Annotated in this window: 23 protein-coding genes; 11 read left to right on the plus strand and 12 right to left on the minus strand. The window is 51.5% G+C overall.

The annotated features are described in order from the left end of the window. Positions 1-20 precede the first annotated feature (20 nt). From EBB_RS17760 to EBB_RS17775, 4 genes are all read right to left on the minus strand, one after another. Positions 21-491: a hypothetical protein gene (locus EBB_RS17760; protein ID WP_192395108.1), complete on the minus strand. Its 471-nt coding sequence runs from the start codon at positions 489-491 to the stop codon at positions 21-23. Next, positions 478-660, minus strand: a complete 183-nt coding sequence (locus tag EBB_RS17765) for a DUF6794 domain-containing protein (protein WP_192395109.1) — start codon at positions 658-660, stop codon at positions 478-480. The genes EBB_RS17760 and EBB_RS17765 overlap by 14 nt, the downstream gene beginning before the upstream one ends. Before the next feature lie 258 nt (positions 661-918). Continuing rightward, positions 919-1,407 (minus strand): HNH endonuclease, encoded by a 489-nt coding sequence (locus tag EBB_RS17770; protein ID WP_192395110.1) that lies wholly within the window; start codon positions 1,405-1,407, stop codon positions 919-921. A gap of 53 nt (positions 1,408-1,460) precedes the next feature. Then, a complete protein-coding gene (locus tag EBB_RS17775) occupies positions 1,461-1,799 on the minus strand; it encodes a DUF2956 domain-containing protein (protein ID WP_192395111.1) in 339 nt (112 codons plus the stop codon). A 46-nt stretch (positions 1,800-1,845) separates the two neighbouring features. Here EBB_RS17775 and EBB_RS17780 point away from each other — a divergent pair, with 46 nt between their 5' ends. After that, positions 1,846-2,055 carry a DUF3820 family protein gene (locus EBB_RS17780; RefSeq protein WP_192396392.1) on the plus strand — a complete coding sequence of 70 codons (210 nt, stop codon included), beginning with the start codon at positions 1,846-1,848 and terminating at the stop codon, positions 2,053-2,055. A gap of 362 nt (positions 2,056-2,417) precedes the next feature. Here the strand turns inward: EBB_RS17780 and EBB_RS17785 are convergent, their stop codons facing one another. Both EBB_RS17785 and EBB_RS17790 read right to left on the minus strand, forming a co-directional pair. Then, positions 2,418-2,927, minus strand: coding sequence for a DUF1993 domain-containing protein (locus EBB_RS17785; RefSeq protein ID WP_192395112.1), 510 nt, complete (start codon positions 2,925-2,927; stop codon positions 2,418-2,420). A gap of 256 nt (positions 2,928-3,183) precedes the next feature. After that, positions 3,184-3,495, minus strand: coding sequence for an integration host factor subunit beta (locus EBB_RS17790; protein ID WP_192395113.1), 312 nt, complete (start codon positions 3,493-3,495; stop codon positions 3,184-3,186). 217 nt (positions 3,496-3,712) lie between these two features. Here EBB_RS17790 and EBB_RS17795 point away from each other — a divergent pair, with 217 nt between their 5' ends. From EBB_RS17795 to EBB_RS17840, 10 genes are all read left to right on the plus strand, one after another. Beyond that, positions 3,713-3,874, plus strand: a complete 162-nt coding sequence (locus EBB_RS17795) for a hypothetical protein (protein ID WP_192395114.1) — start codon at positions 3,713-3,715, stop codon at positions 3,872-3,874. Positions 3,875-4,492: 618 nt separating this feature from the next. Next, on the plus strand, positions 4,493-4,975 hold the full coding sequence (locus EBB_RS17800; RefSeq protein WP_192395115.1) for an MSMEG_0572/Sll0783 family nitrogen starvation response protein: 483 nt from the start codon (positions 4,493-4,495) through the stop codon (positions 4,973-4,975). Positions 4,976-5,052: 77 nt separating this feature from the next. Further along, positions 5,053-6,042: a Nit6803 family nitrilase gene (locus tag EBB_RS17805; protein WP_225587765.1), complete on the plus strand. Its 990-nt coding sequence runs from the start codon at positions 5,053-5,055 to the stop codon at positions 6,040-6,042. After that, positions 6,020-7,132: an MSMEG_0568 family radical SAM protein gene (locus tag EBB_RS17810; RefSeq protein ID WP_192395117.1), complete on the plus strand. Its 1,113-nt coding sequence runs from the start codon at positions 6,020-6,022 to the stop codon at positions 7,130-7,132. Before EBB_RS17805 ends, EBB_RS17810 begins: the two co-directional genes overlap by 23 nt. 1 nt (position 7,133) lies before the next feature. Next, positions 7,134-7,676 (plus strand): MSMEG_0567/Sll0786 family nitrogen starvation N-acetyltransferase, encoded by a 543-nt coding sequence (locus tag EBB_RS17815; RefSeq protein WP_192395118.1) that lies wholly within the window; start codon positions 7,134-7,136, stop codon positions 7,674-7,676. Further along, positions 7,673-8,641 (plus strand): sll0787 family AIR synthase-like protein, encoded by a 969-nt coding sequence (locus tag EBB_RS17820; protein ID WP_192395119.1) that lies wholly within the window; start codon positions 7,673-7,675, stop codon positions 8,639-8,641. The genes EBB_RS17815 and EBB_RS17820 overlap by 4 nt, the downstream gene beginning before the upstream one ends. Before the next feature lie 2 nt (positions 8,642-8,643). Beyond that, entirely contained in the window at positions 8,644-9,819 is a 1,176-nt protein-coding gene (locus tag EBB_RS17825; RefSeq protein WP_192395120.1) for an MSMEG_0565 family glycosyltransferase, read from the plus strand. Next, entirely contained in the window at positions 9,812-10,099 is a 288-nt protein-coding gene (locus EBB_RS17830; RefSeq protein WP_192395121.1) for an MSMEG_0570 family nitrogen starvation response protein, read from the plus strand. Before EBB_RS17825 ends, EBB_RS17830 begins: the two co-directional genes overlap by 8 nt. Before the next feature lie 54 nt (positions 10,100-10,153). Continuing rightward, positions 10,154-11,425, plus strand: a complete 1,272-nt coding sequence (locus EBB_RS17835; RefSeq protein ID WP_192395122.1) for an MSMEG_0569 family flavin-dependent oxidoreductase — start codon at positions 10,154-10,156, stop codon at positions 11,423-11,425. A gap of 116 nt (positions 11,426-11,541) precedes the next feature. Beyond that, on the plus strand, positions 11,542-12,972 hold the full coding sequence (locus EBB_RS17840; protein WP_192395123.1) for an aminotransferase-like domain-containing protein: 1,431 nt from the start codon (positions 11,542-11,544) through the stop codon (positions 12,970-12,972). On the opposite strand, the gene EBB_RS26010 is transcribed toward EBB_RS17840, so the two are convergent. From EBB_RS26010 to EBB_RS17865, 6 genes are all read right to left on the minus strand, one after another. Continuing rightward, on the minus strand, positions 12,969-13,172 hold the full coding sequence (locus tag EBB_RS26010) for a hypothetical protein (RefSeq protein WP_223146863.1): 204 nt from the start codon (positions 13,170-13,172) through the stop codon (positions 12,969-12,971). The two genes, EBB_RS17840 and EBB_RS26010, sit on opposite strands and share 4 nt — an antisense overlap. Next, complete coding sequence (locus tag EBB_RS17845; RefSeq protein ID WP_223146864.1) at positions 13,129-13,815, minus strand: ABC transporter ATP-binding protein; 687 nt, start codon at positions 13,813-13,815, stop codon at positions 13,129-13,131. The genes EBB_RS26010 and EBB_RS17845 overlap by 44 nt, the downstream gene beginning before the upstream one ends. 14 nt (positions 13,816-13,829) lie before the next feature. Next, on the minus strand, positions 13,830-15,026 hold the full coding sequence (locus EBB_RS17850) for an acyl-CoA dehydrogenase family protein (protein WP_192395124.1): 1,197 nt from the start codon (positions 15,024-15,026) through the stop codon (positions 13,830-13,832). Between the two features lie 12 nt (positions 15,027-15,038). Continuing rightward, positions 15,039-15,578: an OsmC family protein gene (locus EBB_RS17855; protein WP_192395125.1), complete on the minus strand. Its 540-nt coding sequence runs from the start codon at positions 15,576-15,578 to the stop codon at positions 15,039-15,041. 110 nt (positions 15,579-15,688) lie between these two features. Then, positions 15,689-16,513 (minus strand): ABC transporter permease, encoded by an 825-nt coding sequence (locus EBB_RS17860; protein ID WP_223146865.1) that lies wholly within the window; start codon positions 16,511-16,513, stop codon positions 15,689-15,691. Beyond that, positions 16,510-17,751 (minus strand): ABC transporter substrate-binding protein, encoded by a 1,242-nt coding sequence (locus EBB_RS17865; RefSeq protein ID WP_192395126.1) that lies wholly within the window; start codon positions 17,749-17,751, stop codon positions 16,510-16,512. Before EBB_RS17865 ends, EBB_RS17860 begins: the two co-directional genes overlap by 4 nt. Positions 17,752-17,757 lie beyond the last annotated feature (6 nt).

A 17,757-nucleotide genomic window follows, 5' to 3' on the forward strand; every position in this document is an offset into this window, starting at 1 on the left:
CGACTAAAAAGCAGCAAGCATCAATCTGATTTATCCAAAAACTCCTGATAGTGCTGTTCCGCCAATACGGCATACTGCTTCGCTTGATTGACTAGTTTCTGGCGTTTACAGGCCAAACTCATCTTGTCGTCTATCTGGAAATAATTCAGATGAACAATCTTTTGCCGTATTACCGGTTTCGAGCAAGAAAACTCATTATTGACACGTTCTTCAATTTCATCCAGTAATCGGTGAAACTCCTCGATAGCTTCATCAAAGTGGCCGACATGCTGGAGAACCATCGGTAAGCGTAACCACCGGTCCAGGGGATAATTACCGGGATGCTGCCGCATCAAATCAGCGGCCGCTTCTAAGCAGGCGACGGCAGCGGGCAAATTCCCGCTTTTGTATTTGACCGCTTCACGCTGGAGACTCGCTACCTTCTGGCCAACCGGACCCCTGGAAGTTTCAAATGAATATTCGGGATATGCCCGACTATCACTCTTCGCCATTTTGCAGCCGCTTCCAAAGCGCCTTGATGATCAATCCATTTGCATCATCCGGATGAATCCCCACACCAAAGGCCGCCAGCAATTCGCTGTCGGACTTGTGCAATCCAAAGGCATTCCGGATCGCCACCCCAAGGCAAAAGTGGAGATTGATCAATTCATCTTCCTCCATACTCGAAAGTATTGGCGTTCGCTTTCGTCCGTGATCAATACAAGCCGATTAACGGCCTGATTGACCGTGCACGGCGGTTGTAATAACTCGTGGCTGAATACTGGTCAATTTTTATACAATTTGACCTTCCTTGTTTGCTGGCAGCTACTTAAGGGGCGTTGTCACGGTTTTGTCACAGAGTTTTCCACAGGGATTGGGGATAACATCGGGTGGGGCCTGAATGACCAGGTAGCTGGCCTACGAGGGTGATTAACGACCTTAACCAGCAACTTTGCCATAATATTGCACGTAAGCATTACGCCAATCGTTGACTAACATCTGCCTAGCGGTTTTTAAGGACAGACGTCCAGCACACACCTCCTTGTTTAACCGGTTTTCCAACTTGTCTTTAAGGTGGGCATTCCAAGGCGTTCCACCATAGGCTTGTGGCCAAAGGTTGTTGACGTCATCAGCACCGCCCAATTCACGACTGATGAGATGATCAATTTCGCAAGTTTTGCCATGCGCATCGGCAGTACAGCGAGGATCGTCATAGCCGCTATACCCATATGCTGCAAACACTTGCTTCTTCATGTTCGGAGTGACGTGACGTTCATCGGCGCCCCACTTAATGCTACATACTTTGGTCTTGGTCAATCCTAGGCGCGTTACACCAGGTGTCTTTGCTAAATCGGGAATATCATCAGCGATAGTCGTTACTGAATACACTAAGAATACCAGTGATAGCAATCTAGATAATCTAAGCATCATAACCTCCCTAGGTGCCAACGCCGGTAGCAAGCAAACGCGACGTTATACGTTTATTTCACCAGCGTATAGTAAATGCCGATTACCAACCAAGTTATTATCAACAACGACCAAGGCAACCAATGTGGTTGGTAAATGATGACCGACTGATCTTCTTGGTCATCCTGTTCAATTATTTGTTCTTTTTGTTTAGCCAGTTTTTTACGCTGCTTGTTTAATTCGCGGGCTTTTTCTTTTTGCTGCCGTTTATAGAGGTCAATACCCTGCTGAATACCTTGAGCAATCAGCTTCGTTTGTTCTTTTGTTTGTGCGGGACGTTGAATGCTCTTGGCAATTTTCAACGCTTCCTCCTGCGTCTGGGGTGACGGTTTTTGATAATAGTCTTTGGTCATGGTTAGAATGGTATCAGCGTTAAATCCAAACGAACATTCTATCTCGATGAATCCAGATGATTTGAAGAAGCTGGTGGCAATGACCATGCCCTTCGGAAAATACAAAGGGCGTGTTATTGCTGATTTGCCAGGATACTATCTGAATTGGTTTGTCCGGGAAGGTGTCCCCAAGGGTGAACTGGGGCGCTTAATGATACTGATGCAAGAAATTAAACACAACGGCCTCAAGCCATTACTTGACCCTTTGAGAAAATGAACATCATAGGCAATAAGCGATCTATCAACCCCAGACATAAAGAAGCCTCCGTAGCATGACACTAGGGAGGCTCTTATCGGTAACTATTCAATTGATTTGACTAATCAATACGGTCATATAGACCACTGTTTATTTTGTAAATTACGATCATCAGTTGCAAGCCCCCTTGTCTAATAGACGAATGGATAAACTGTCGAGGTAAATCTAACGTAGGTTTTAGTCCCTTGCTTATCAGTGTAGTCGATTAATGAAGGTTTGAGTGCGTTATAGCAATCAAAACCGACCCGAATGGATGAAGTGACTATCAATCTTTGCTGATATGTTCATGCAGTTTTTTGAGCTGGTTATTTGGTCTGCGGGGTTTAGCCAACCTCGCCCAAGAAATCTTTCTTACCAATCTCCAAACCGTTATGCCTCAATATCCCGTAGGTAGTGGTGACATGAAAATAGACATTGGGAAGCACAAAGTCGGTTAGGTACTCTAGTCCCGTAAACGTGGATGTTCTATCGTGCATGGGTAATAAAATCGTTTTTTCTTCCGCGCCGTTTATTTGATCCGGCGTAAACGATTCCAGTAAAGCAATGGTTTTATCAAGTCTAGCCAAGAGTTCAGGAATGGTGGATTCATTGTCTTCGTATTTGGGCGGTTCTAATCCCGCTAAACGCGATGCGGCACCTTTGGCAACATCGGTGGCAATTTGCACTTGCCGTGATAGCGGATACATATCGGGATAAAGACGTGCAGTAACCAATACCGCAGGATCAATCTTCTTGGCTTCCGCATAGGCGATAGCTTTCTCTAAGATGGCGCGTAAGTTGGTCAAACTTTTGATCATCGGCGGTATAGCAGCGGCATACATTAAGCTGGACATGGTCAATTCTCCTGAATCGTTATTGTGTTTAGATGGCAATGGATGTGACGCAACAAGCTAATCGTTGCACTTTAGCGATAGCGACGCTGCAAAAAATCGAACGGTACGACGCAGTCTAGTTACAGCGTGTGACACTATGCCGCATTCGAAATATAAGAAAATACTGATATTATATTCACCATTGCAGAGACGTTCAGTGCAATAACTTCCTCCCTCAAATCCAGCACATCGCTGGATTTTTTTTGCCTGAAGGAAACTAGGCGTCTCTAATGGTTTTGCAGCGTTCGCGTGAGGCGTTCACCTTGTCGCGCAAACTGAGACCAGGCTTAAAGTGCAAAGTTCGTCGTCTCGGCACACTAACGATTTCACCGGTTTTGGGATTCCGGCCAATACGCGGATCGCGGTGTGTAATAGAAAAACCACCAAGTCCGCGAATTTCAATCCTGTCACCGTTCGCTAAGGTGGTGGTTAAGACACCCAAAATATTTTTTATCGCAAGCTCAACGTCTCTTTGAAGAAGATGCGGTTGTTTATTAGCAATAGCGGCAATCACTTCGGATTTGGTCATAGCGAGATGTTTGAGAACAAAAAACAATAACGGCATAAGTCATTCGGTATAGGCATGTAATCATTTTAATGCTGCGCGGGTTATCGCAAAAGAATTAGTCAATTGTTTCTTTAATGGAAACAAAATATGCTTTAACTGTCTTATTGTTTATTTTATGAATAGGTTTATAGTTAAGTCGTACTTACAAAGCGACCAAACTTAGACAAAGGTGAACCAGATGAACTCTCCAAAAAGCATATACAAAGACGTCACAACCGGATTGTTTTTTGTAACCGGTGTATTGAGCTTTATGTCCGGTCAATTCATTCTGTCCACGCTGTTGTTTGGTGCCGCATCGCTAGCCAGTAACTTGGATTTGGCGATGCCTGCTCGTATTTGATTTTTGTGTTGTAACCTCCTCGTTGTATTTCGCGGCTCCTCCTAGCCGCAACATTCCATAGCCTCTACAGTTGATGACTGTAGGGGCTTTTTTTGTGGCTGTTGTTTTTCCAGCATCAAATAATCCGGTAAGAACTTCTTAACTTAGCTTCCGAGTCCCTTGATAGAAGACGCTGCTGTATTTAGGTCTTGTTTACTGCTAACAATCTGACATGCAAATCGCGACCCCTACTCGATGCTCGGCCATTTTTATAAATTGACTGCTTCAAAATACAAAGCGGACAAAACTCTCTAGATCAGAAGGAATCAGCTCGTCAATTTTCCTCTATCTTTTGTAAACAACATCGGTAATAAGCCTGCAGGAACTTATTGGTAGGTTCAACAGCTATGCCGATCAGGCAACATTTGACCATAACAGTTGTGCATAGTTTCAAGCCATACAGATCACTTTTAGCTAAATCTGTACTTAAAAATTAAGCAATAAACTGAATCTGTTTGGCTTTTTCCTGGGTTAGTAAAGTATTCACCGTCGATCAGGTAACGGTTGACGACCAGAATACCACCCTGCATCCCATCCCTCCGATGCGGGACATTTTTTACTAACATCCAGGAGAATTTCATGCCCGCAGTCACCGCACCGGCCCATCAAAAAGGCGATTGTTTTGTCGATTTCGAAGAAAAAGTATTTGAAGATGTCAAAGCAGAACCAGGGCAGAAAGCCTTAGTCAAATTCCACACTGTCGCATTTGAAGGGTCGATAGGTTTTGTCAATCTGTTGCAAGCTACCCGCTTACAACGCAAAGGCTTCGAAACCTCCATCCTGCTGTATGGGCCGGGTGTCACCTTAGGTCTGCAACGCGGCTTTCCGCGTCTGGGCGACGAATCTTTTCCCGGTCACCAAAACTACGCCAATCAAATCGGCAAATTCATCGAAGAAGGCGGCAAAGTTTATGCGTGCCGCTTTGCCTTACAAGCCTTGTACGGCCATGGCGAACCCAGCTTGTTACCGGGTATTAGGCCGATCAGCCCATTGGACGTGTTAGACATAGTGCTGATCCATCAGCGCGACAACGCTTTCATTATGGATACTTGGACGCTGTAAATCCTCCAGCCATCTGTGCTCGCCCGAACCTAGGTTCGGGCTTTTTTTGACTCGCAGCAGGAGATTTTGTTTTGACTATGTCCACTATCGTCAGAGCCGCCGCCGTCCAGATCGCGCCAGTGTTCGAATCCGCCACCGCTACTTGCGACAAGGTTTGCCAGGCCATCAGCGACGCTGCCGCGAAAGGCGCACAAATCGCGGTATTCCCAGAAACCTTTGTGCCGTATTACCCGTATTTTTCCTTCGTACTGCCGCCGGTCACCCAGGGCCGCGAGCATTTGAAGCTTTACGATTACGCGCCGACGGTGCCGGGACCAATCACCGACGCGGTCGCGGCGCAAGCCAAGGCGCACGGCATTGTGGTGGTGTTGGGGATTAACGAGCGCGACCACGGCAGCTTGTACAACACGCAACTGATATTCGACGAAACTGGTCGTCTGGCGCTGAAACGCCGCAAGATCACCCCGACTTATCACGAACGCATGATTTGGGGTCAAGGTGATGCCTCGGGCTTAAAGGTCGTAGAAACCGGCATAGGTCGCATTGGTGCTTTGGCCTGCTGGGAGCATTACAACCCACTGGCCCGCTATGCCTTGATGGCCCAGCACGAACAAATCCATTGCAGCCAGTTTCCCGGTTCATTGGTTGGGCCGATTTTTGCCGAACAAATTGAAGTCACGATCCGCCACCATGCCTTGGAATCCGGTTGCTTTGTAGTTAACGCCACCGGTTGGCTCAGTGACGAACAAATTGACACGGTGACCACCGACCCTGGCCTGCAAAAAGCCCTGCGCGGCGGTTGCTGCACGGCCATCATCTCGCCGGAAGGTCAGCATGTTGTCGAACCCTTGCGCGAAGGTGAAGGCATATTGATCGCCGATCTGGATATGAATTTAATCACCAAACGCAAACGCATGATGGATTCGGTCGGCCATTACGCTAGGCCGGAATTGCTGAGCCTGCGCATCGACGACAGGCCGGCGGCACCTATGTTCAGCGAACGACCAGCCGTTTCAACTCAAACCGTCCAAGAGAGCGAACGCGATGATGCTATCAACACAAACTAATGTTGGTCTGGCAGAGCTGATCGCCGATCTGCAGTCCTTAGGCTTACGCCTGGAAGACAGTGAAGTTGGCGTAACCGGCCGCCGTGGTGGCGCCGGTCCTTCCGATCACAAAGCCGTTAACTTGGCTGGCCGAACCGTGATGATACCGATTGCCACGGTCTCGGCTTGCGAGTCGCCGTTCGTTGCCAGTCGGCCGGACGTACACGGCATCAGCGAGATTCGTCGAGATGGCGTAGTAGTCAGTCATATTGAATTTCCCCGACAACCACTTTTTTACGGTTTACAGACTGCCGAAGGCATTCCTTATTCGCAGATCGCCACGCTGCATTCGTCCGATGTATTGGCGACCACGCTACTGCAATCCTGCATCCGTTATGGCAACCGTAAAACCTCTTGCCAGTTTTGCGCCATCGGCGAATCACTGGCAGCGGGCAAGACCATTTTACGTAAAACGGCGGAACAACTGGCCGAGGTAGCGAAAGCAGCGGTGGAACTGGATCAGGTCAAGCACATGGTCATGACCACCGGCACGCCGAATCTAACGGATAGGGGCGCGGCACTGCTCTGCGAAAGTGCTGTAGCCGTTAAAGCGGCAGTCGATCTACCCATTCAAGGCCAATGTGAGCCGCCAGACGACGACATCTGGTTCGAACGCATGAAAGCCGTCGGTATAGACAGCTTAGGCATGCATCTAGAAGCGGTCACGCCGGAAGTGCGCTCCCGCATCATGCCCGGCAAGGCAAGTGTTGCTATGGGACGTTACATGGATGCATTCGACGCCGCAGTTGCAGTGTTCGGTCGTGGTCAGGTGAGTACCTACATCCTGGCGGGTTTGGGCGACACGCCGGAAGCGATTTTGTCGGTCTCCGAACGGTTGATAGCTAAAGGCGTTTACCCCTTCGTGGTGCCGTTCGTACCCATTACCGGCACGCCCTTGGCAAACCATCCGGCGCCGACGCCAGGCTTTATGGCGCAAATCCTGCCGCAATTGGGCGCGATGCTGAAGCAGGCAAATCTGCTATCCCAAGACATGAAAGCCGGCTGCGCTAAATGCGGTGCCTGCTCGGCACTCGCCAGTTATGAGGTGTGAGATGTGGGTAGATAACTTTAAACCGTTTTTTGCCAATGCCTACCTGATCAAATTCGTCACCGAGGATTGGGAGCGCAAACAAATGATGGCGCTACGTCAGGCAGTGTTCTGTGAGGAACAAGGTATCTTTGCCGGCGACGATCTGGACGACATTGACAATATCGCCACACCCATCGTCGCCATCGCCTGCGTCGCCGGTTTACCGGATCGAGTAGTGGGCACCGTGCGTATTCATCAGGAAAAACCCGGCGTTTGGTGGGGCTCGAGGTTGGCGGTGGATCAAGGCTATCGTAAACAAGGCAGTCTCGGTGCGGCGCTGATCAAATTGGCAGTCACTTCAGCTCACGCTCAGGGCTGCACCATCTTTCTGGCACAGGTGCAAAGTCGAAACCAATTGCTGTTCCGCCGCCTGCACTGGAAATCCTTAGAGGAAATCTCCGTGCACGGGAGGCCGCATTATCTGATGCAAGCGGACTTGGCTTGGTATCCGCCTTATGCCGACGGCGCCATCGGTTTTGTTACCACAACGCGGATGGCGGCATGACCTGGCTGGCTGACTTGACGCTCAGAATCCGCCAGAGCGCAGGGCTGGGGCATAAGCGCGATATCGCGCGTGTCATGCAGCATTTACCGATGCATGCCGGCGCGGAGATTGTCGTAGGCGACGACTGCGCCGCCATTCCCGATGCTGACGGCTATCTATTACTGGCCTGCGAAGGCTATCTGAATGACTTCGTCGCCAGCCAGCCCTGGTTTGCCGGCTATTGCGGGGTAATGGTCAATGTCAGCGATATTTATGCGATGGGCGGTCGGCCTATCGCCGTCGTCGATGCCATCTGGAGCAACGGCGAAAATCAAGCCAAACCGATTCTGGAGGGGCTAACAACCGCTGCGCAAGTCTATGGAGTGCCAGTGGTTGGCGGCCATACCAATTTAAGAAACGATGCTCCGCAATTCTCGGTAGCCATCCTGGGCCGTGCCAAACGGCTATTGAGCAGCTTTGCCGCCAAACCTGAGCAAATTCTGTTAGCGGCTATTGATTTGCGTGGCCATTTCCGGGAACCGTACCTCTGGTGGGATGCCAGTACCGGCGCGCCGCCCGAACGTCTGCGCCAGGATTTAGAGCTTTTGCCAACACTGGCTGAAACTGAATTATGCGCGTCCGCTAAGGACATCAGTAATGCCGGTGTGATCGGCACATTGCTGATGTTATTTGAATGCTCAGATGTGGGCGGCGTCATCGACATCAACGCCATTCCCCGCCCTAGCAATATCAACCTAGAAAGATGGTTGCGCTGTTTTCCCAGCTACGGCTTCGTGCTGAGTGTTGATGAGGATAACAGTGCAGCGGTGATCGAACTGTTTAAGCAGCGCGGCATCGCTTGCGCGGCAATAGGCAAAACTGACGATAGCCGCCGGCTAAGGTTGAAAGCCGGCGACGACGAACAACTTCTCTGGGATTTACACAGCGAAGCTTTGATTGGCTGCTGCCCAAAACGGCAGGATTAGCGATGCCAAGACTACGCATTGCCATGCTGACTCATTCTGTTAACCCACGCGGCGGTGTGGTACACGCTATGCAATTGGCGGAGGCCTTGCAGGATTTAGGGCACGATGTGACTTTGATCGCCGCAGCGGAACCCGGCAAAGATTTCTTCCGTTCCGCACGTTGCCAGACATTCCTGATACCGCTGCCCACATTGAGCGGTGATTTTGTTACCAGTGTCGGCCAGCGCATTCAGGCGTACATCGATTACTTCAGCCAGTCCACGACCGAGACATTCGATATTTACCACGCCCAGGATGCCATCAGCGGTAGCGCGATGGCCCGACTTTCTGAACGCGGCATTGTCGATGGTTTCATCCGCACCGTGCATCATTTGGATCAGTTCGACGATAGTTCGTTGGCAGCGTGGCAAAACCGCTCCTTCCTGGCCGCGCAACAAGTCTTGTGCGTCAGCCGTGATTGGCAGGACAAATTGCACAAGCAGCATCGTATTGCCGCTTTGCAAGTCAATAACGGTGTCGATATGCAACGCTATTCACCCACGCCGCAAGCTAATGATGAAACACTGCGCCAGTCGTTAGGTTTGACGCGCGGCGGCCCGATTTTTCTGGTGGTCGGCGGTATCGAGGCGCGCAAGAACACCTTACGCATTTTCGCCGCTTTCCGAGAGGTCTTACAGCAGCGCCCCAATGCCCAATTGATCATCGTCGGCGGTGCCAGCTTGTTAAATCATGATGTGTATCGCCAGCGTTTCAATGCTGCTGTCGCCGAGAGTGGTTTGCAGTCTAGCCCCGGCCAATCCTTGATTTTCACCGGCCCATTACCCGATGCCGACATGCCAAGTTTGTTCCGCCTGGCTGACGCACTGGTGTTTCCATCATTGACCGAGGGCTTTGGTCTGGTGGTGTTGGAAGCCATTGTTTCCGGCACGCCGGCCATTGTTTCGCTAAGACCGCCTTTTACCGATTATTTGCAAGATCAGGACTGCATCTGGACTGATCCAGAAGACAGCGCGGCGATAGCAATCGCGATGCTTAGAGCCGTCGAAGATTTCCCCACGGATAGCCTGCCACCTATCGCTAAGCGTTTAAGCGAGGCATTTTCCTGGGCGCAATCAGCCGACACCCATCTTGAAATTTACCGTTCACTTTTCAATACCAAAGGGACTAAACATGCCTGAAATGCGCTTCCGCGTCCGCTGGCCGGACCAAACCGAAAGCCTGTGTTACTCGCCTTCATTGGTGATTAAGGATTATTTCCAACCCGGCCAAAGTTATCCCTTGCCGGAATTCGTCAAGCACTGCCGCGAAGCGCTGGAAATAGCTAGCGAGCGGGTGCGGCAAAAATACGGTTACACCTGTTCCAGCGCGATGAGCCAACTGGCGGAAATCGAAGCCAAAGCCAGCCAATATCTGGATAGCGACGATCTCCAGGTAAGCGTAACCGAGTTCATCGAATAAACCACTACCACACAGCCACTCAACGCAAATAGCAAAAGTCAAAACGAGGACGTCATGAAAGAAAAATCCGAAAATACCCGCCTGCACTATGACACGATTATCGTGGGCGCTGGACAGGCCGGTTTGTCCGTCAGTTATAATCTGCAAAAACACGGCATCGACCATATCATCTTCGAAAAAAACCGCATCGGCCATTCCTGGCGTAACGACCGCTGGGACAGCTTTTGTTTGGTCACCCCAAACTGGCAATGCCAACTGCCGGACTTTCCCTACCAAGGCGACGATCCGCAGGGCTTTATGCTGAAAGATGAAATCGTCGATTATATTGAAGCTTTCGCCAAAAAAGTGAATCCACCCATCATGGAAGGTGTCGCGGTAAATCGGGTGTGGCGTGGCAAGCAAGGCCAATTGCATGTCAGCACCTCAGCCGGCGAATTTTCGGCCGACCATGTCGTGGTAGCAACCGGCGGCTACGATATTCCTATCGTGCCCGACTATGCCCACAGCCTGCCCAAACACATCACCCAAATCCATTCGGTCAATTACCGTAACCCAGAGCAACTGCCCGAAGGAGAAGTGCTGGTGGTCGGCACCGGCCAATCCGGCGTGCAGTTAATGGAAGACTTGCATCTGGCCGGCCGCAAGGTACATCTTGCCGTCGGTAGCGCCCCGCGTTCGCCGCGCATGTATCGCGGTCGCGAGACCACGGAATGGTTGTTTGACCTAGGCTTTTATCAATTGACCATCGACCGCCATCCCTTGGGCGACGAAGCCAAGCATAAAACCAATCACTACCTGACCGGGCGTAGCGGCGGCCACGAAATCGACTTGCGGAAATTTGCCTTGGAAGGCGTGAAACTATACGGCAGCATGGCCAATATCAACGGTAGCCGATTGGAGTTTTTACCCGACTTGACCAAAAACCTGGACGATGCCGACGACATCTACGTCAATATCCGCAATGACATCGACCGTTACATCGCCGAGAATAATATCGATGCTCCGGTAGAGCCGCCGTTCCGCAAAGTATGGGAACCCGAGTTCGATCCTACCCGCATTGATGCCGATGCCGAAAATATCACCAGCATCATCTGGGCGATTGGTTTTAGACCGAACTACCGCTGGATAGAACTGTCCGCTTTCGATGGCCGCGGCTTTCCGCAATACGATCGCGGCGTCAGCAACGTGGAGGGTTTGTATTTTATCGGTTTGCCTTGGTTGCATACCTGGGGTTCCGGACGGTTCCTGGGGATTGCCGATGATGCAGACTATTTGGCAGGTATTATTCATAGCAAATTGGCGGTTAAGGATGCGGTTAAGCTTTAATCGCTAGTAATCGGTATGGTCAGGCAAGCGCACAGTTGCCTCTATAATGGCGCTTCCTGATCGAAGCAATACTAGCAATGCCCGGCGCAAATGCATGGATCAACCTGGATAAAAACATGAAACACTTGTACGAAACCGTCGCGGATACGGTGATTGCGCATATCGAGCAGGGTGTTTACAAACCAGGCGAAAAACTACCCGGGGTCAGGAAGCTGAGTCAGCAATTGAATGTCAGTGTTTCGACAGCGCTGGAAGCCTATCGCCTGTTGGAAGACAGCGGTAGGATTCAAGCGCGCTTGCGTTCCGGTTACTATGTCAGCAGCTTCCGTCGGCAGGCGATTGTGGAGCCGGACATTTCCGATGCGCCGGTCACACCCGCCAAAGTCACCGGCCAATCGCTAACCCGGCAAATTCTGCGTGCGGCCAAAGACCCGTATCAGATCAACCTGGGCTCCTCGGTGCCGCATGCCGATTTCTTACCTACCCATGCCCTGCAACACGCTACCGGCAAGGTAGCGCGCGCTTATGGTAAGCGCTGTTTCGACGCCGAAGAATTGCTGGGTAACCAGGAACTGCGCCGGCAAATCGCCAAGCGCATGGTGGAATTGCAGTGCGCGGATAGCCCGGACGATATTGTGGTTACCCACGGCGCGCGCGAAGCGGTCAGGTTGGCGTTAATGGCTATTTGCGAACCCGGCGACCTGATTGCCATAGAATCGCCGACCTTTTACGGTTTGTTGCAAGTCATCGAATCCTGCGGCATGGAAGCGCTGGAGATTCCTACTCATCCGCACGACGGCTTGTCGCTGGATGCACTGCAAATGGCCATCGAACAATGGCCAATCAAAGCCTGTTTAATCGTCTCCAATTACAACAATCCGCTCGGCTCGTGTATGAGCGACGAACGCAAGCAAGCCTTGGTGGCTTTGCTGGAAAAGCAGCAGATTCCATTGGTCGAAGACGATGTCTACGGCGACCTGGGCTTTGGTTCTCGCCGGCCTTCGGTCTGCAAAGCCTGGAGTCGGAACGGTCAGGTTTTATATTGCAATTCCTTCGCCAAGACCCTATCGCCGGGCATGCGCGTAGGCTGGTTGGTGCCGGGCCGCTACATGGCACGGGTGGAAAACTTGAAATACATGAAACATCAGGCGGTGCCGACCCTGAACCAACTGATAGTCGCGCACATGCTGGAACAAGGCGGTTACGACCGCTACCTGCGGCATGTGCGTCAGGAATATGCCCGCAACGTGGCATTGACCTTAAAGGCCGTCAGCCTGTTATTCCCGGAATGCACCCGAGTGACCCAGCCCGAGGGTGGCTTTGCCTTGTGGGTGGAACTGCCAGCCGGCGTCAATGCCATGGAACTGCACCGTCGCGCCAGCCAGGAAAACATCATCATCGCTCCCGGCCCCTTGTTCTCGGCCACACAAAAGAAATATGGCAATTTCATCCGTTTGAGTTGCGCGGTGCCGTGGAATGACAGGGTGGAAAAAGCGTTAAAGAAGCTTGGCGATATTGCCCGAGATTTACTGGCAGAAAATAGCTAACCGTCGCTAGATTCAGCAGAGCTGGACGACAAAGTCTCTAGTATTTCCATGCGTAAATCGATTAAGCGATGCAGTTGTTGTACCCGTGGTTGCCGAATTGGCACGATCCACTCTTTAACGATACGCCCAGGCGAACCGCCCATCAGCAGGATGCGATCAGCCAAAATCAAGGCTTCGTCGATATCGTGGGTGACCAACACTACCGCGCTGCGGCGATCGGCAATCAGCTTCAATAGTAATTCTTGCATAACCTAAACGGGTAATCGCATCCAGGGCGCTGAAGGGTTCGTCCATCAACAGTATGTCGGGATTACGCACCAAAGCTCTTGCCAAGGATACCCGCTGCGCCATGCCGCCTGATAACTGACTGGGATAAGCGTCGGCTGAGTTTTGCAAGCCTACCCATTGCATCCCGGTGTCGATTTTTTGCTTAAGCTCTACCTTGCAAAACTTCGGCCCGGTGTCCAAGGTCAAACCAAAGCTGATGTTTTGCCGTACGTTGAGCCACGGTAACAAGCAAGGGTCTTGAAACATCATGCCTAAGCGCGGGTCGGGCTTGTTCAAGGCTTCGCCAGCGAAGCGAATCTCACCGGCATTGGCAGTTTGCAAGCCCGCCAACGTGGTTAGCAACGAAGACTTGCCGCAACCGCTAGCGCCCAACAGGCAAATCACTTCGTGTGGCCGCACCTGCAGATCAATATTGTCAAACACAGCAATCGTGTGGTTTTTACTGAGGTATTGCTTGGCTAAGCCTCGTACCTCAAGCAGCGTGTCGTCCGAGGCGGGGGAGTGGTTTACCGGCTGTTGAAAAACAACTTCGGTATGGTTGAATTCTATATACATGCTCGATGCTCCGGTCATGTTTTCGACAAAGGCAAGGCACAAACTTCAGCACCCTTAAGATTCGCGAGTTCCCGGCGCAAATGTTTAATGGCCGGCGTGACGATGGCGACAAAGTAGGCTTCGCGGACTTTACGCTGCGCTGCGGAGTGGGTCAGAAAGCCCTTGGCACCTTGATGCAACAAGGCAGACTGCGACGCGCGCAGCGATAATTCGCCCCCCGCCAGTCTGACTTTTAATACATCGGCAAGCACATCGGCTGCCGGATCGTTATCCAGCAACCGCGTCAGCCTGTAGGTTTCCCGCTCAGCAATCTCAAATTCATCCGCCAATTCCTCGGCTTGGTCGTTCAGGTATTGATTGGTTAGCGCCGAGGTTTTGTTGGCGGATTCGATCAAGTCTATGCAAGCCCGAATCAAGCCCAGACCCATACCCATCTGTGCCAAAATCATGCCGGGCTTGATTTTTGCCAGATAGTTTTCGGACTTATCAGGCTGGGCAAGCACATGATCATCGTCGACGAAATAATCCCGAAACTGGCATGCCAGTGTGCCGGTACCTTCCATAGCCGCAAAATGGCCGCCCTCGACTAAGCGAAATCCGCTGCGCTGGGTTTCCACCAGAAAAAACAGCAAACGACCGTCATCCTCGACTGGGCAACCCGTAACGAACACATGTCCCGGCCCCAGATTGGATACCCAAGGCAAATTGCCATTGATTTCATAGCCGCCGGCAACCCGCCGAGCTTTCAGCAATGCTCGTTCGATACCGCATTTGAATTTCAGTGTGTTCGACAAACCGGTGCCGCCCAGCAACCGACCATCGACCAATTCCGGCAAAAATCGGGTTTTGAGGTTTTCGTTATCGGACAGTTGCAGATAACGCAGACAGGCGGTTTGACACCATATTGCAAACCCGGTGGATAAGCAGGTTTGGGAAACTTTATACATAACCTGCACGCTGTGCGTTAAACCGAAACCACTGCCACCAAAGGCCGGCGCGATAACACCCGCATAGCCGCCCAAAGCGCCCAGATCTTGCAAAAACTGGGTTGGATAGAAGCCTTCCTGATCTATGGCGACGACATTGGGCTGCAATTGTTTGGCGATCAATTCCACCAAGTCCGGCAACTCAGCGCCGAGAATCACCGTTTCGGCGGAGTCAATGGTAGGCTGAATTTGTCTGATTTGTGCGTGCTGGGCTGCTTGGTACATGAATTGTCCGCCTTAGTTGACGGTCACCGGCACCGCATTGCGCAAAGTATTGGCAACTGGCGACCAACGGTTGGCGTGGGCGATGATGTCCGCCAACGTGGCAGCATCGGCGTTGCCTTCTAGGTCAATGTTTACCCTTACCGCGGTAAAGCCCAGCGGCTTGTTATCCGCCAAATCACCCACACCCCAGACAGCAGTGATGTTGATGTCTCCCTCCAAGGCCAGCTCCAATTTGCTCAAGGCAATGCCGCGCGCAGTGGCATTAGCATGGATACCGACCGACAAACAAGCACCCAATGCCGCCAACAAGGCTTCGGATGGATTCGGTGCAGTGTCCTCGCCTAACAGGTGTGGCGGTTCGTCGATGACATAAGGCTCCAGATTTCGAATATAAGTCAAGTTGCGGAACTGGCCTTCGCAGACAGTTTTGGCTTTTAATGTGACTTTGGAGTCGGGGTTGGCCTTACCTTTTTCGGCGAGGTTTTCTAGGCCGGTTTTATCGATAGGCCTTAATAAATCCGGATAAAAACAATTTACATTTACTTGAGACATAAAATCCTCGGGTTATTTAAATTAAATACGGCTTTATTTTATGAATAGTTTTAAAAACATTAAATGTTCTAAACTCGCAAGTTTCTGCTCATTCGTCTGAGTTGTAATTATTAGTTGTCCTGGCGGCGATGTGTCCATTTTTGGGTAATCAAACGCACGCTTAAATCCAATAAATATCCCAACAGACCGATAATTAATATCACCGCCATTAATTCCGAATACGCTAAACGGTCACGAGTATCGAGTATGAAATAACCCAAGCCCTGACTGACTCCGAGCATTTCGGCCGGCACCAGTACGATCCAGACGATGCCGATTGCCAAACGAATACCGGTCATAATATGGGCGACGATGGCAGGCGCGATGATGCGCAAAATAGTTTCCCGGCGATTAGCGCACAGGCTGCGTGCCAGGGTCAGCCAGCGTGGATCAATAGCATGCACACCGGCCGAAACGTTGAGCATAATCGGCCAGACTGCTGCGACGCTGAGCAGGAAATAAACCGGCACATCGCCGATACCGAATACCATCACCGCCAAAGGCATCCAAGACAATGGCGAAATCATTCTTACAAACTGAAACAATGGCCCGGTTGCCCGTTCCACCGAACGCGATACGCCCACCAGCACACCCAGGGGAATGCCGACCAGCAATGCAAACAGCAGACTCAGCAACACTCGCTTTAGACTAACGAGGATATGCGGAAAGATCTCGGCACTTGCTATCAGTGTCCATAGCGCTTCTAAGCAGGCTGCCGGGGCGAATTTAGCCGCCACGCTGTCGGGATAGAGCAGCGGACTGGTCGTCGCCCACCAAATAAGCAATGCGATTGACAGCCCGGCAAACGGTAGCAAACTCCGAGCGCTCAGGCGAATGGTATTCAGGGGCATTGTCGGCAATGCTTGCCGAGTTCCTGATTCAGGAATCGCGCTCATGCCAGAATCTCTTCGCGGCTCAAATTATCGGGTAAACCAAACACCTTCGGCCCACCCAGTTTGTCGATGGCGACCTTGACGAAACGGTCATCTACCAAATCACCGGCGACGAAATCCGCATCGAGTGTCGCCAGTAAGCCATTGTCACCCTCAACATGAGTCTGCTTCAGCAATTGCACCAATTGCTTGGTGTATGACGGGAATGGATAGGGTTGAAAGTCGATCCGCGATTGTTGCCAATCGGCATGCTTCAGTGCACCTTGCGAGCCATAACTAGTGTCGTCGTAATGTGACAAAGCCCGTTCCAGCACGACCTGAGAGTGCGGGGTGTAGTTGCTGCCGCTCTCCTTGGCCAGCAATTGCGCCGTGCCCTGGCGGTTATCGCGGATCCAGGCCTGGGCTTTGACGATGCCATTGACTACCGCCTGTGACCATTCCGGCCGCTGCTGTAAATCGGCTTCGCGCATAAACACCACGCAGCAAGCGTGCGACTTCCAGACATCGCCGGTAAAGCGCAGAATCTTGCCGATTTTCAGATTTTCCGCCGCCGCATTAAACGGTTCGGCAACGATATAGCCGGCGATGCTACCGTTGGCCAAGGCCGAAATCATGTCGGGCGGCGGCATGATCACCAGATTCACTTCGTTGGTGTTTAAGGCCGTGCCGGCCGGTTTCGAGACTGCGACCAGCCCTTGCTGCCTTAACAAATGTTGCAAAATCACGTTATGAATCGAGAACCAGAACGGGATTGCTACGGTCTTGCCCGCCAGATCGCTGATCTGGTTGATACTTGGCGCCACAGTCAACGCAGAGCCATTGACGTGATTCCACGCCACAATCTTGGCTGGAAACTTACTGCCATAGCGCATCAGCACAGCGGTCGGTGCCAACAGATGAATTACGTCGATCTGGCCGGCGATAAAGGCTTCCACCAGTTGCGGCCACGCGCGAAACAGTTTGGGTTGTTCTACCTCAATGCCCTGTTCCTGATAAAAGCCTTTCGCATGAGCGACTAGCAACGGCGATGCATCGGTAATCGGCAAATAGCCGATACGTAAGGGGCGCTTAGGGTCTGCTTCAAGCGCTCTGGCAAATCCGCCCGGCAGTGCCGAGGCAGCGGCTAGAATTGAGGTCAGTTTGATGAAGTCGCGACGGCTGATTCCGCCGCAGCAAGAGCAACCCGCCGCATGTAGTTCATCCAAACTTTGGTTTGTGTGATCTGGTTTGTTATGTGTCATGGTCGT

It is taken from the genome of Methylomonas fluvii (genome assembly GCF_014850975.1).
Lineage (GTDB): Bacteria > Pseudomonadota > Gammaproteobacteria > Methylococcales > Methylomonadaceae > Methylomonas > Methylomonas fluvii.